This is a genomic window from Polaribacter filamentus (assembly GCF_002943715.1).
GTDB lineage: Bacteria > Bacteroidota > Bacteroidia > Flavobacteriales > Flavobacteriaceae > Polaribacter > Polaribacter filamentus.
Window position 1 is genome coordinate 193,937 of sequence record NZ_MQUA01000014.1, and the last position, 16,059, is coordinate 209,995.

5 protein-coding genes are annotated in these 16,059 nt (G+C 33.5%); 1 reads left to right on the plus strand and 4 read right to left on the minus strand.

All coding sequences use genetic code 11. The features are described 5' to 3' along the window. Positions 1–54: 54 nt before the first annotated feature. Complete coding sequence (locus BST83_RS17615; RefSeq protein WP_104811068.1) at positions 55–8,691, minus strand: LamG-like jellyroll fold domain-containing protein; 8,637 nt, start codon at positions 8,689–8,691, stop codon at positions 55–57. 4 nt (positions 8,692–8,695) lie between these two features. Next, complete coding sequence (locus BST83_RS17620; RefSeq protein ID WP_104811069.1) at positions 8,696–9,586, minus strand: tail fiber protein; 891 nt, start codon at positions 9,584–9,586, stop codon at positions 8,696–8,698. Positions 9,587–9,946: 360 nt separating this feature from the next. On the opposite strand from BST83_RS17620, the gene BST83_RS17625 reads away from it, so the two are divergent. Then, positions 9,947–11,107, plus strand: coding sequence for a helix-turn-helix domain-containing protein (locus BST83_RS17625; protein ID WP_104811070.1), 1,161 nt, complete (start codon positions 9,947–9,949; stop codon positions 11,105–11,107). A 58-nt stretch (positions 11,108–11,165) separates the two neighbouring features. Here the strand turns inward: BST83_RS17625 and BST83_RS17630 are convergent, their stop codons facing one another. Both BST83_RS17630 and BST83_RS17635 read right to left on the minus strand, forming a co-directional pair. Then, positions 11,166–11,807: a restriction endonuclease gene (locus BST83_RS17630; RefSeq protein ID WP_104811071.1), complete on the minus strand. Its 642-nt coding sequence runs from the start codon at positions 11,805–11,807 to the stop codon at positions 11,166–11,168. Further along, positions 11,804–15,907: a DUF723 domain-containing protein gene (locus BST83_RS17635; protein ID WP_104811072.1), complete on the minus strand. Its 4,104-nt coding sequence runs from the start codon at positions 15,905–15,907 to the stop codon at positions 11,804–11,806. The genes BST83_RS17630 and BST83_RS17635 overlap by 4 nt, the downstream gene beginning before the upstream one ends. Between the last annotated feature and the right edge of the window lie 152 nt (positions 15,908–16,059).

Genomic DNA, 16,059 nt, shown 5'->3' on the forward strand with positions numbered 1-16,059 from the left:
TAAAGCTCCTAAAGCACTTTTAAATAAACGCTTTAGGAACTGTTGTTTTGAATATTAATTTTTCATCACTTTGTTTACAGTCTTTTCTCCATTGATTTCGATTTGAAGTAAGTAGGCTCCGGATGCAACTTTTGGTTGGATTTTTAATACGTTTTCACCACTTACAACATTTTGTTTTTTATCAAATACCATTTGACCTGTTAATGAATATAATTGAATAGAAACAATTTGATCCTTATCAGCATTCACCTTTAGAGTGATTTCATTATCAAATGGATTAGGAAAAATTTTGACATAATTTATGATTTCCTCAATAATTATTGGTTTATTAATCGTTCCAAGAATATCATTGCCTTTGAAACTAAAGTTTTTTGAAGTCCTTTTTTCATTGGTACCATCTCCAATATAAAACACCAAGGTTTCGGACGATTCACCGTAAACCGTTATAAAACTTAGTGCCTTGCCATTGACTTCTTGATTCAAAGCAGCACCTTTTAAAACGCCGCTGGCATCATAAGCAAACAATTCACTGTACCCTTGGGGTAATGAAACTACCGCATTCATATTAGCAGCATACTTTGTAAACTCAGGTTTAATTGTTTGCAGATCTGAGTCAGCTAATCTGATGTCCTTTTTAGCAGGATTTATTTTAGCTGTTTGTTCTAAATAACTAGGATATTTGAATGACTGGGCTGTATTTGAACTTGAATTAAGCATATAGCCTTGTCCTGCTTTTAGATAATTCAGTGTTCCATTCCAACCTACGATCGGATCATAAATCGCAAATGAATTTTGTGACTTAATAACATCCCCATCGTTCGCATCAAAATAAGCTAAAGCTTCTTTAGTAAGGCGATTTCCTAGCAAGGGATAAGGAAGCCAATTCCAACCTGTTTCTATAAGAAACGTCCATGAAGAAATATCTACGGGAACTCCTGTTAGCATCAAAACTTGATCATTTGCCATATACACTTTGTACATTTCGGTATTAGTAAGACCTCCTGAATTAGTAATTTGTCCTGACCAACCCGTATTAGATAATGTATTATCGGTGTAGGTATCAAAACCAGAAAGATGACTTAAAATTCGATCATTGGTTTTTAAATTCAAGCTATTAGTCAACTGATTTAAGTCTGAAAAATTGTTATCATTCACATTAACTGAGATCCATGACCAACCTTTATTTAGATCAATTTTCTGCTCTAATAAGTCTGAGTTTTCAAAAATTACTGGTAAACTCAGCCTGCCTTGTACGCCATTCTCTTCAAAAAGAATAAATGAACTATTATCGACAGTGGCTAAAATAACTTCTCCTTGTGAGGAATCCCATATTTTAAATTCAATATTCTCACTAATAGTAGCATTACTGTAAACTGTTAGGAAAGCAAAATATTCCTGATAAGCTGAGTTGTAGATCAAATTTGTAACACCTCTAATTTCGCCATTATAAAAGGCGGCAATCTTATCATAGTAATCTTCAGAAAATTTACCATCTATTTTTATTTTCCCGACAATACTCATACTGTAAGAATACAAACTTGGGTCTACGGTCCAATCGGGTGCTTGAGCTAACTCTTTAACTTTAATGTATAACTTTTCGTCGTGTCCATAATCCGTTTGTAAAAATATATTTTCGTCATATTCTCCTGCTGTTAACTCTTTATCAATACTTGCGGTAATATTGATTTGACTGTCCGGATTAATTGTCCCTGAAGCCTTACTTAGCTTTAACCAACTAGGTATATTTGAAATATTAAATGGCTGTACTTTTCCCCCTTTGTTTAAAACTGCAATTACAAATGATTTTTCTTCTCCACTATTTTTTACAATATCAACAATCTCATTATAGCCATCAGCAAACCAACTCACATCGTTACGTTCTACATAAGCAGTCCAGGTTATTGGTGATTGCTGCGCATTATTGGCATCATCATACATTCTTTCTACGCTGATATCTATAACTTGCCCTTCCAGTAAGGCCCAGCTATCAATTTTTGGGGTAATGATAAGTTTGTCTCCATCAATAACGTAATCAACGTCAAAATTTATCAACTCCCTTTCTGGTTTAATAGCCGGATCGTCATTGGAATAGTTTACAGCCCCACTGCTTAAAACTGCATCACTTGGAATTACAGTTTGATTCGTGTCTTCATGGTAATATCGTGGTCCATTTGCAGTGACAGGATCTGGTGCATTCATCCTAGCATATAAAAGTAACCCTGGACTGTCAAAATTTACTTCATAATAGCGATCTCGACTTACTTGCTCCTCATTACGTAAGGTGTTCCATAACCTAAATTCGTCAATTTTACCTGTAAAAGGGCGGTCGACCGTTTCAATACCAGCTAAGTCTATTTGCCCTCTTGCACCCAACCAAATTTTATTTCCTGAGAAACCCCCAATAGTTGTTATTGCATTTGAGGTGACTGGTTCGGCATCGACATAACTTCTTAAAGAACCCAGGCGATTGAACAACAAAGCAACATGATGCCAAATACCATCTGCAACTGATTTCGTGGTTATTGTATATGATTTTCCTTCATTTTCAAAGCTTAACATGCCAGAAGAGTTCATGTTAATGGCCCATTTATTGCCAAAACCATTGGATTGAAGGACATCCGTTCCATCGCCTTTCCCGTTTGAGAAGATGGTGGCATCTTGAGAAACATCTGTTTTTATCCAGAAAGAAATGGTAGCATCCATTTCATTGGAAATTTGTACAAATCCAACGTTATCTAAAGATAAGTACTGTCCATTTTCAAATTGATACGAAGTTCCTTGTGGTTTGATACTCCAAGATGCACTAAGGATAGCATGCTTAAATCTAGCTTTATCGTGCGCAATAGTTCCATCACCTTCATCCATTGGCCAATAGCCAATAAGGTTTGCTTCATTACCAACTAAAAGATTGTACATTTTGGCATATGCATCTTCTAGACTTATTGATTTATTCCATATTCGGAAATCATGTATATTCCCAATAAAAGTATTCCCACCTATTACTAAGGCATTGCTATTGGAAATTGACAAATTACTACTTGCAGTATTACTAGCAATCACAGCAGCATCTTCATAAATACTTATTTCACTAGTACTACTTTTATGAGTAAAAGTATAATGATGGAATAAATTGTCATTGGTAATAGTTCCTTTGGCCGTTAAACCACCTAATTCAAATGAAATATCGTTATTATCCAATCCAATTTTTAAACCTCCATTTTGATCAACTACAGTAGCCATTGCTGCTTGGGTACTATTATTCATCCAAAACTCAATTGTTAAATCTCCTGTTGTCACTTTTGGATTGTTGATTACCGCGGTATTTTCAGTACCTTCAAAACGTAGTGATATGTTATGATCTATAAGCCCTTGATTGGTTTTCCCTTGTACTTGAATATTGCTAGTTGCAGAATTATAAAAGATATTTTCGTTGAAATTTACTTCTAAATCTTCTCCAGCACCCAAGATACCATCGATGGGCAATGGTATCCCAAATTTTTGAGGAGCATGTAAGTCTACTCTGCCTGTGATAACTTCCGAGATAAATTCAGTAGTTGTACAAATTGTTCTAGCTCTTATTTCATAGTTGCCATCCTGCAAATTTTTACTTGCGATGTAAAATGAATAGTTTAATGATGAATTGTCTATTAAAATGTTATCCAATTCACCACCAGCAATAGCATTTGTTAAATTTTCTTGTGTTCCATAATAACTTTGTAAGCGAGACCAGTTCGGCGATGTTGCCGCGCGGTATTCTAACACTATCTTTTCAAAGCTATCAAAATCAGTATTAAAACCTGTAAGATTTATTACCAATGGTTTTGTAGATCCATCTGTATTGTAAGCTTCGTCTACATTATACATCCAATTATTTAATGGTGCACTCACCGTAATTTCAGTGCAAGACGGGATAAAAGAAGCAGAGACGGTAGCTTCTGAACTCACATTGTCTGGATCGCAATCTGACTCCAACCGAATCGTTATATTTTCATAATCATAAACATCCGAAATTGACTTCCCTAAAGTTAATTTGTAGTAAACGGGCTTGCCAAATGGAATAAACAAACTATTGCCTTGTGGAGAAATATTGATTAAAGCATTGTTTGGATTGGTAGTGTTGTCAATTACTAAATTATAATAGGAATACTCAGGATCAATAATGTCGCTTAAGTTTTCTAATTTTAAAGTGAACTCTGCATTACTTCCTTCAGGGACATTGCTAAGGCTATTAGGTCCTTCTATGGTCAACTGAATGTTCTCTACGTGTTGGGTTGCAAAACTTAATGGAGCTTTCGCATCAGTTTCGCAACAGCTAGTATCATTAGAAAATTCTAAATCTAATGCTGCTAAATCCTCTTCTTTTGTTTTAGAATTTGAGTCTTGAATAGACCAATATTCGGTAAAATAGTCTTTAAATTTTGCTTCAGTAAAAAATTTAGATTCTTCAGCACCTTCATAAGGACATGAAGTACTCCCGCCCTGAGTAATAAAAATAGGTCCATTCCCATCAAAAGAATTTACCACATCAACACTTAATAAATTGGCAGGATCATTGTCTTTTAAGGTATAAGATATATTTGTAATTGCTACATCCTCCTGAGCTAACGAGGTTTCTATCCCCTGCTGAAAATAGGAGTTTAAGGTATTGACTACTCCTGTTCTATTTACATTAAATCCCCATTCTAAAGCAAAATTTTCATCAATTGTTAAATTATATTGTGTTGCCTTTGTTGATATAATAGCTGTCTCAACACTATTTGTAACCTCGCCTACACCGGCATCAAATGAAATATTATCATCAAAATGTTCATTTAACAACGTACTTATGTTCGTAGATTCGTTTAGCTGGTGTATCAGATAAGATTCAGCATCTGGATCATCGTCATTGGCGCCTATTGCTTTTTCAATTTCGCTACTGAAGGCCGTAATAACATCGGCTAAGGAAGTCTTGTATTTTTCACGCTCATTTTTTGCCAAATACTTGCTTTTTTCATTATCCGAGATTACTTTTTTCCACAAACGAATTTGTTCTTCATATTGCTCAATCTCCAATGTGCCTTCTACTCCTGGAATGAGCAAACCATTATTAATATTAGAAATAAACAACTCATATTCTGGAATCAAAGTCGTTAAAATATGTTTTTGTGAAAAAACAAAAAAGGTTTCAGAAGGTTCATCCACAAAATAGACTGCTTTTTGCGTACTTATATAAACTGATGTTCCGGCAGAATTAACTAGTTGTAGTGAAACTGAAGTCCCAATTTGAGCTGTCGAAGCCTGAACATCATTAAAAGAACCATAAAATTGGTTAGTCGATTTTCCTATATACAAATCGCCGTCTGATCCTACATAATCAGGATCGTCGCTAGTAGAGATGGTTTTGTTAAAGGTATAAGTTTTAGTCAAACTTTTTCCGTCTGTTGAGGTCCTAGAAAGTCCTATTCCAAGATCCGAAGTATCTTCGACTTCGCTTGAAATCATAGGTCCTGCTAAACCGCCTCCCGCCTCAAAATAAACCCCTAACAAAATTTTGGCTACATCCTCAGTTCCTTCTTGATCTGCAAAAGAGCTTTCAGTTGTAAAAGTAAAACTGGTACCTTGTTCAATAGATGCAAAACTGTTAGACCCTGGAGGGTCTCTCAAAATAATGTCTGGCCTGTCTGGCGCTGCTGTAACAAAGGTCTGTGTTCCATCTGATTGCCCCCCTAAAATAAGACCATGATTAATATAATTGGCAACCGGGTAATCGGTCCCATTGATGCGATAGTTTAGGGAACTTAACAGTGTAAATGGTGATGAAATCGCAGGCAATCCCCCCTTAAATGAATAGGTCAAAACACTTTCGTCATTTGGGTCTACTTCAATTAATTCAGAATCGGCTAGTGCAAAATTATTATTAATAATTAGCTCTCCATCTGTAACAGTTACAAAATCTTCAACCGCTGCATTTGGATCATCATAATTCGTGTAACGCTCAAATCGATTCAAAACCACTTTATAGTTTGCAAACTGTGAATACACATATAATGAATCATTACCAGTAGTTGTAAAGCCAGCAGTGGGTATAAGAGTTCCATTTATGTCTATGTTTTCATCATGTGTTTGTGAAACTACTTCGGCAACAGGGGCTGAGCGATAGGTAAAGCTTTTTTCGTAGTTATATGGCTCTCCTGTCGCTGTAGTTTCATCCTCAAATTTATATGTTGGCGTGGTGACAGCAGCAACATCTGAAAATGATAAATTTTCTGCTGTTCCGGGAGCTAAAATTGATATCGGTGCAATCGTTGCACTTGGAATGGTTAAATCACTGGCTACTAGTTCATAATCTAAAGGTAATAATTCTATTCTATATTCCCCTGATTCCTGATTTGTGGTAAAATTAGCCTTTGTAAACGCAGTAGCAGGTGATCCAGATGGTTTGTATCCTAATGTAATAGTCGCAACTCCAATATTATTTTTAGAACTTACTGTCACTGTACTTTGCACTCCATTTGCAGCGATGACGGATTTTTGAAACAAACCGTCTTGTCCAAAACCAATTACTCTTTGAGATTCAACACTTCCCCCGACCACTCTACCGACTACTGTAACCCTAGTTTCGTCAACAAAAGTTACGGACTCATAAGCGTCTTCAAAAAATTCTTTAGAGGTGCCTTCTGCGGCAGGATACCTTCCGTTATAAGAGAATTCATGTCCCTGTTTTTTTACAGTGATCACATGATTCCCTATTGGTACATTTACTTCAAAAAGTCCATCCTTATCTGTAACAACTGGCTCATTAAAGTCGTTCAGGACAATATTCCCATCTATGTATACATTCACATCTTCTGAAAAAATTGTTGCATATTGATCTAAATAGTCATCCGAAATATCACTTGGGGTACCATTGTCATTTAGCCAATATTCTCCCTTTGAATATTTTAAATTTCCTATTAGATAATAATTGTAACCTGGATCCAATATACCTGGTCCGTTAACTTTGCCCATAACAGCGAATACATCTTTTGTGTCATAAAGCACTTTCCCTTTAAAAATGAAAGATGATTTGTCTTTAAAATCAATTTTATTTACCACCTCAGATCCTTGTCCTAAAAACACCAATTGCTGGCCAGGCTCAAAGTTGTGCTGACCATACATTGGGGTAATTCTATACGACTCTCCAGTACCAGAATAGGGTATGGCATTGATTTGATAATTCCCATATTCATCTGTAACTCCTAAGACACCTAACTGGTCCACTGCCGGAAGATTTCCAGCACCTGAAACCCATGTTGTTGATACTAATTTTCCATTATTTTTGTTGTAATTAAATCCATTTCGAGAAAAATCATAGGCAAAATCACCTACATTTTCGTTTGCACTTAAATAACTAATTAAATTAGCGCTATTCCCACTAATATAACGACTATAATCTGTTCGAATAGTAACTGTGTCTATAACCGTGTTCCAAATTCTTATTTCATCAATAATCGCATCTGCTCCCCCGCCAATGGTAAGTTTATCCCATTGTGAATTTTGATTTGTCAAAGCGAATGAATTTGTGTTTGGAGTACCCAATACAACATCAAAGTAAGGAGCTGTGTAATTTGGATCTATACCTATTAATTTTGTATTTACATCTGTTTCATATTCCTCGCTTATAGCTCTACCATTGATAAATAATGAGGGAGCAAGTCCATTTTTGATGATTACCGAAATATGGACAAAATTGTTATTAAAATCAGCAACCGACACTAACTGATCATCTCCTCTGGAGTTGAGTGTACCCGATGGATAGTAGTTATTTAAATTAATAAGACTTCCGTCAATATTTATCTGAAGAATATTCGATGTTGCAAATAATTTTATAGTGACATCAATTGAACTTTCGTAGCCTAATGAACTGTCTAAACTAAATAATGTTATCGCAGTTTGTGCATTTGTTGTATAGGGAGTTTTTGGCTTTACCCATGCTTGAAAAGTACCTTCGGTAGAAATAGTATCGTCTAGTCCTTCGATTTCTACTCCTCCTGTTCTAGGAATATCTAGGGCGCTTCCAAAGCTAATGGCACCTCCTTCTGAAGTTGCAGTAACAACTACATCTTTTACAGGTGCTCCACCATCATAACTTACGTTCCCTGTAACTATGGCAGTTGGCGTTCTAAACCCGATTCCTGTAATGTAAGTATCATACAGCTTTTCTGTTTCGCTAACACCCTCCGCTACCAACTTGTACTCGTATAAAACACCCCCTTCTTCATATTTATCTTCATACTCATTATCTGTTACTGGAATGTTTGCAATAAAATTAGCTTCACTCCAAGCTACTGGATTACTGGTATATACCCGTCGGTACAATTTAAGCATGGTTATTAAATCGGCATTGTTTCTTATAACCCAGCTTATTAGTATTTTATCTCCAACATAACCTTTTGAAATATCAAATGATCCTTCGGCATCTGTAAAAGTAGGATATAGATACAAAATATCGAACGGAAAACGAATATCTAAAGGAGTCGTAGTACGCCTATGAGAATTTTTATTTTGTCCCAAGTACGGAAGACCTACTTGTATGCTAAAATTAGGATTAATAGCAGTGGTTTGTATAGCCTGCGAGACAGAAACAATTTTTACACCATCTTCACTTTGTGCCCATAACCCTATTGATAGTAGGTAACAGCCTACTACCATAATTACTTTTTTCCTAATCATAATGCTAGAATTTTATGATATGATTCACCCCATAGTTTACTGGACGTGTTTCTGTACTTCCAATAGATCCAGTTGAACCTGTGATGGTGTGGGTGTGAGAACCTTCATCGCTTGAGGTATTAGTGTAAAAATTTCTACTTATTTGAAACTCACCATGACCTCCTCCAGCAACCCCGGAGACACCACTAGTTAGAGGAGTGTATCCTGAATTATATGTATGTGTATGTGAGCCATCCGAACTATTGACCAAAGTACCTTGGTTATGTAAGTGACTCTCAAATTCATCTGTTTGTATCGTGTTTAATGTTGGACCTACATTTGTAGCATATGTGCTGCTACTATTGGTACCACTACCTCTTAAAAACATACCTCGTAAGTCTGGCGTTTTAGTACCAATCAAGGCAATTAATTCGGCAGCTGAAGCAGGCAAAGCATTTCCATCACAAAGAGCCCATCCAGCAGGGGCTACTGTTCCAATAAATGGCATAATAGAGCCGGTTGGTACGCCATTACTAGCTGCAATGGCATAGGGAACATGTTTTAACATCTCATCAGAGACTAAAGTTGTTCCTTTTTTTATTCTTAAATAGGCTTGAAAATTTGAAAATTTATAATTATTTACCTCAGTATTATTTAAAACATGTGAAAAAATACCAAAAGCATCCGTTGTCAAATTTATAGTTTCAATAGAGCCTATTGTAACTTCAGCACTACTGGCATCTTTATAATATAATTCAAAAGATAAACTTACAGTGGAATTTGTTAGCGCAGTATTGTTGCTATCTCTGGCAATCCCTTGTATTGCAATCCCTGTTTGTGTAGCTGTTGTTTGTGCATAGTTTACCAAAAAACTTAGCGACATTAAAAATGATAATAAAAGTAATTTTGAGTTCATGGTGTGAAAATTATTTGTTGGTTATTTAATTGCTATTGTTTTATTTTAAACTAAAATTTTTGATGTTTTGATTTTTTAAAGATGAAACTTTTGATTACGATGATTTTCTTGACTGTAATTGTCAAGATTTTTATTTTTTCACATTAAAATAATGTGTATCAAAAATTTAAATCCAAATTATGAACAGGTAAGATATAAAGAAAGCACTGTATTTTTTCACTGATGCTTTTTGATTTTTATTTATTTTAAAGTATTTTGCAATAAATTTAAACTTTTATCAAGACAACAAACTTGCTTTAAAATAGAATCAAAGCATGGAATGAGGGAAGAAGTAAAGTATTTTTAAAAAATTAAATTTCTATGGTGGTATCATTATTTTATATTATTTGCGGTTTTTTGGGATATCTAATTGCATTAATATCGTCCCTAAAAATCAAATCTAACAGGGCTATTAATGGTTACCTGCTTTTGGTTATTATCCTTGTTGCTACTCGACATTTAACAAATGGCTTGAGTTATTTTATAGATTCAATATACTTTCATAAGGTTATTATTGGCTCTAATCGTTTTTTTATATTGATTATACCCAGCTTATACCTCTATTTCAGAGAGATTATTTTTCCGAAGAATTCTTTTTCAGTTAAAGATATTTTACATTTTATATCACCTATTGTATTTTTTATTTTACTTCAACTTATAAAATTTGATGTTCTTGGAAATTTTGATCTTTCAATTATTTCTTATATTTTATTTACAGTATTTACTTTTTATGTTTCTAGTTATATTTTTTTTTGCTTTCGTCTTATAAACAGAGAGGTCTGGTCAAAAAAGAAAGATCTCAAAATTAAAAGTCATTTATTTTATCATTGGAGTAAATTTTTAATGCTATTTTTAGTGCTTTCAACTTTAAGGGTTATCATTTCCCTATATTTAAGAATTCAAGGCGATAATTTGGTTTCTGACTCTGATGACCTATGGGTATCTGCAATTATATGGCTTCCTATTTATTTTAAAATCTTAATTTCCCCTGAAATACTTTATGGATACAATGCATTAAATAGCATAATACAAGATGGTAAAATATCTTCTTTACATTTTGATTTTTGGGATATAAATTCAAAGAATGATCTGAACAATCTACAACACATAAAATTAAAAGAAATTGTAACACCAAATATCATCGACTATATTACAAGAATAGAAAAAAAAAGATTTTGTTATGAAACTTTTAAAATAAATTCATTTACAATTTCTGATTTTGCAAGAAATCTAAATATTCCTACTAGTCATTTAATTTATCTATTTAAATATCATTCTAAAATTTCTTTTGCAGATTTTAAAAAGTCTATTCGTATACGCCAGGCTATTGATCATATTGAGTCAGGTTATCTAAACAAGAACACTATAGAATCTCTGGCACAAAAAGTGGGTTTTAGCACATACACTTCCTTCTATACTAGTTTTAAAGAAATTACGGGAAAATCTCCAAGATTATATGTTAAAAATATAAACATTTATTGAGTTATTAATATAAATTCTGTATCTTATTATAGGTAAACCCTTTGTGCATTTAAACAATCTAAAAGTCAATATTGTTTAAATGCACAACGGGTATATCATATTCTTTTCCAAGAGAAGTACTTTTCCAATTCTTAACTAAAAAATCTTCTAAATGTTTTTCTAATGCAAACTCAGTCAGGTCTTCGATAGTTTTATCAGCAGATACAATTAAAGGTAATCGATTACCTTCAATCAATTTTTCAATCTCATCTGCATGGCCATTTAGGTCACAATGAGTCAAACCAGAACCTGTAGAACCTTGAAGAGCTTTACTCATGTCAATTCTATTTACTGTTTTACTATGCCAATTTACTTTTCTTCTGTGAGGAAGAACTTCTCCTTTTACAAAATAATAATCAGAAGAAATTTCTCCAACATGATACACTCCATTTCCATCTGGACAAAGAATTATATCGCCTGCAGATAAGTATACACAAACTGCATGAACACTACCAGCATGAATTCCTATAGCTATGTTAGATTTTTCTGGATTTAAGTTTTTATAATATGGTTTAAATTTCTTTTTAAAAGCCTCCCAGTCGTAATTAATAAAATCTGACAATTCATCCTTTAAATCAAAATCTATACCTATAAATTCTCCTTTTAGGCAATCATTTAAATGAGCGCTTTTACCCCCTGGCATTATTCTATAATATTTCATAACTTAATTCCGTGTATGTATATGAATTGTGAGCTTGTTGTAACCTCAATAATTTTAAATCCTGTCGACTCTATTTCTTTTTTTAATGCTTCAATGCGTTTTTCGACCTTCTTCTTTGGCTCACAAACGAATAGGTTTCCATAAGGTTTCACAACTCTAAAAGCCTCTTTTATATAATCTAAATAGTTAGACCCCATCAGAGAAAGAGAGAACACAATGGCATCAATTTCATTGTCCTGAAGAGGCATTGAACTCATGTCACATGCTGTAACATCCTTATCTATTGCAATATAATCAAATGCATGTACTTTGTTTGTAACCTCCTTAGACAAAAGATTTTCTCCACAACCCATGTCAGCAATAATCCACTCAGGTCGTTCCTTTATCTTTTTAGCGATTTCAAGATATGGGATTTCATCCCAATCTTTTCTTCTATCTGCATACAAACTATGATAATAATACCATTCACTAGGGTCTTTAATAAGTCGTTTACTGGTGCTTTCAGACCTTGTGGTACTCCAAGATTTATTCATTTCAGAGAAGTCTCCTAATGTAGGTTTTAAGAATTCTACAATCTCAGGTCTTAGCGGTAAAACTAAATCTTTCCGATCTACAGAAGTTATCTTACCATCATTTACTCTTTCTTTCCAAGATTTTAACGCTTGTAAAGAATCTGAGCATAATTTTTGTTTTGAAGGTATATGCTTAGATGGAATAATACCATCAACTGCTGCATCAGCAAGAGTTCTTTTCTCTCTAATTAATTGGAGGCGTTGTTTATCCCAAGACCACCTTTTATCATCTAAATCTACATATACTTGTGGTATGATGATCTCTACATCCCCAAACTTACTTCCTTGCCTATATGTACGTCCTTTAAGTTGCGTGTATTCCGAATCTGTCCAAGGAAGGGTTAATAATATCATGTTGTTACAAACATTTTGTAATCCATCAACACCAGTTCCAATGGTTCTGGATGCTATTAAAATATCAACATCTCCTTTAATAAAATCACGCTTACTTTGTTCTCTTTCTGCTGTGCTTTGCTCTCCAATATAAAGAGCGTGAGAATACCCTTTAGATTTCACATACTTTGCAACCCTTTTTGGTATTCTATCTTTATCAGTAAAATAGGTATATATAATAGTTTTGGGCTTTAGGTAGTTCCCTAAAACAGTCAACTTACTTTCTAATAATATTTTCTCTAAACCTAAATAATCTTTATTGCTGTTATCTTTTAACTTATCTGTTAAATCTGTTCCCTCAATATTTAAAATAGGCGTGTTTTCTGCGGTAAGCTCCTTCAGTATTATGTCATATTTTGGAATGTAACGAATACCATTTAAGAGTAACTGATTAAATATTTTTAAGGCATTCGAGATTGTGCCTCGGGTATTAATATCATCATACTTTTTACCAGTAATAAGCTTAAGTAATGATTTAGCCTCAATAAGGTTATTAATTACTGGTGTAGCACTCATTCCAAGTAAATGGAAGTTAGTGTTCATCTCTGCTGAACGTCCAATTAAACGCATTAAAGCACCTCTACGAAGGCTTTCTTTTTTATCTCTTTGCTTTGAGTTATGTACCTCATCTAGTACAATAAAATCAATAAGATTATTCTCGTTTAAATCTTGAAATATCTCTTCTGTATACCCTTGCTGAAATTTCTCATAATTTAAAAGCAGGTAGTTGTGTTTTGACCTATCGAACTTTTTACCTTTCTTAAAGTTTGAGTGTACTAAGCTATCTGGATAAACATCTAATATATCTTCTTCTAACTGAGATACTGTTGAATTCAAACAGATAACAACCGTTAACCTTGAGTCTATTTCTCTACTGGCAATTATAAATGAAATTGTTTTACCAGCGCCAGTTCCACTCCAGTTTCCATAACGCTTATAATCTTTTACTCTCTTTACAGTAAGCTTCTGCATCATGTTTGGTAGATACTTAAAAGCATACCCTTCTGGAGGTGAGTAATTGATAACCTTATTGTACTCCTCTAAAAATAAGTCTCGCAGTCTCGATGAATTCTTTCCGCCATTTAAGAGTTTAATTTCATCAACCTCTCTTTTGTCATTTATAACTTCGTTCCAAACCTTTTTAAGTTTGTATTGAATAAAAAACTCTACAGCCTCATCGTCACAAGTCCCAATCAGTTCTTTATCTAAAACAAGGATGTCCTCATTTGAAATACTTGGCAATCCTTGACGCTTTTTTTGTTCTTCCTCAGAGTATTCGACATCTTCAATAGATGGCGCCTCTGTAGAAGAGATGGCATCGTTTAATTCTTCATCATAAGATGAGGTTAACTCTTCTAATTTATCTGATAATTCTTCTGTTCTACTTTCGCTTATTTCTTCATCTTCTTCAATCCCTAACTTCTCTTTTAAAGTTTTTAGGGAGTTTTCTTTAGTTCCTTCAAGTGTAAAAACTAACTCTTCAAATTCTTTGGGTAGTTTTCCTTGAGCTATAAGCATATTAAGCTCCACAGGGTCCATGTTAAGTATGTCCTCGTTTCTTATGTCATTAATGAAATTAATTACCCTTTCAGGATTCCATCCCGAGTTACATGTCGGGCAGCCTTGTCCAAACATATGTTTTGAAGGAGTTTGTGAAAACTCTCCATGCAAATGACAATCTATTATTACTTTTTTGTTGTTGCCCTCGTATTTAACCTTTGAATAATTATATCTGTCTGCATGAACTTGCATGGATTTTTTAACAAAATCTTCGATTGTAAGTCTTTGGCTTAAAGCGCTATTAATTATCCCGCATTTTGGGCAACCCTGACCTTTTAGGTGGTTATTTCTTAATTGTTTAAAAACTCCATGAATACTGCATATAATTTCTATTGGCAAAAGTGTATTTTTATAATTTACTTTTGAATAATCATATGTGTTACTGTGTATTTTTTGAAAATCAGAAATAACTTCTTCTGATGTTAAATTCTTACCAGCACATTTTGGACATCCTGAACCACTTAAATGACTACCAGGCGATTGTTCAAAAACACCATGCTGTGCGCATATTATTGAAATTTTCGATTTAGTATTACGATAACTTTTAATATTTGAATAATCATAATTATTATTGTGTATTTTATTAAATTCTATACATAATTCTCTAATACTATATTTTGAATTTCCAGCGCATTTAGGACACCCTCCTTTTAAATGGGTGTTATATGTTTGCTTAAAACTTCCATGAGTTTTACATATTATCAATAATTTTGATTTAGAATCAACATACTTAACTTTTGAGTAATCGTACTCATCTCCTTTTACTTTAATAAACTCTGTAACAACCTCGTCTGTATTTTTGTCATAACCTCTACATTTTGGACACCCCTGTTTATTGCGGTAATGATTTGCGGGTAGCATACTGAACTCCCCGTGATCTTTACAAACTATTAAAACCTTTTCCTTTTGACTTTTGTAGATTGCGTTACTATAATCATATTTATTGGAAAATAATTTTTGAGACTTTTCAATAAACTCCTCAGTTGTCAACTGTCCTTTTCCGCTACATTTAGCACAGCCAAATTTCTTGTGAGAGTATGGTGATTGTTCAAACACTCCATGAACTGGGCAAATAATGTTAATATTAGTTTCAGAATTTTGATAATCTGAAAGAGAATAATCATATTTGTTTTTATGGACTATATTATATTCCTTTAATAAATTTTCAAAACTTACAGGAGCATTCTTGGCACAACTTGGACAACCTGATTTGCTGAATATATGTTTTCCAGAACTTTTTAAAAACTCTCCATGCACATTACAAATGATTATTGATTTTGAACTATTAGAAATATAGGTGAATTTTGAATAATCGTACTTGAGACCATGAATTTGATTAAACATCTTTACACATAAGTCTTGTTTATTTACCGAGTTACGTATAATACATTTCGATCCTTTGCTTATCATTGAGTCTGGGGACAACCAATGTCTTGAATCCCATTTCTTATCAATTACAATAACTTTATCCTTAGCACTTAAATACTCAACCTCAGAATAATCATAATCATCATTCCAATGACCACTATCTTTAAGTTTTTGAAGAAATTCTAATGTTTTTTGTGATTGAGGCATTTAAATTCTTTTTCTTATTTTCCCAAATATAATCAATTGAATTTGGATATATAATAAAATAAAAGTGCAAACAAATGGAATTTAATGAATAACATTTTGCAAAATCAATAAGGACTGTAAGATGCTAAATAAACTAAGGACCAACTATTAAG

Excerpts from the sequence above, each read along its gene's own strand:
- BST83_RS17615 (WP_104811068.1), bottom strand. The coding sequence starts at position 8,691 with ATGATTAGGAAAAAAGTAATTATGGTAGTAGGCTGTTACCTACTATCA.
- BST83_RS17620 (WP_104811069.1), bottom strand. The coding sequence starts at position 9,586 with ATGAACTCAAAATTACTTTTATTATCATTTTTAATGTCGCTAAGTTTT.
- BST83_RS17625 (WP_104811070.1), top strand. The coding sequence starts at position 9,947 with ATGGTGGTATCATTATTTTATATTATTTGCGGTTTTTTGGGATATCTA.
- BST83_RS17630 (WP_104811071.1), bottom strand. The coding sequence starts at position 11,807 with ATGAAATATTATAGAATAATGCCAGGGGGTAAAAGCGCTCATTTAAAT.
- BST83_RS17635 (WP_104811072.1), bottom strand. The coding sequence starts at position 15,907 with ATGCCTCAATCACAAAAAACATTAGAATTTCTTCAAAAACTTAAAGAT.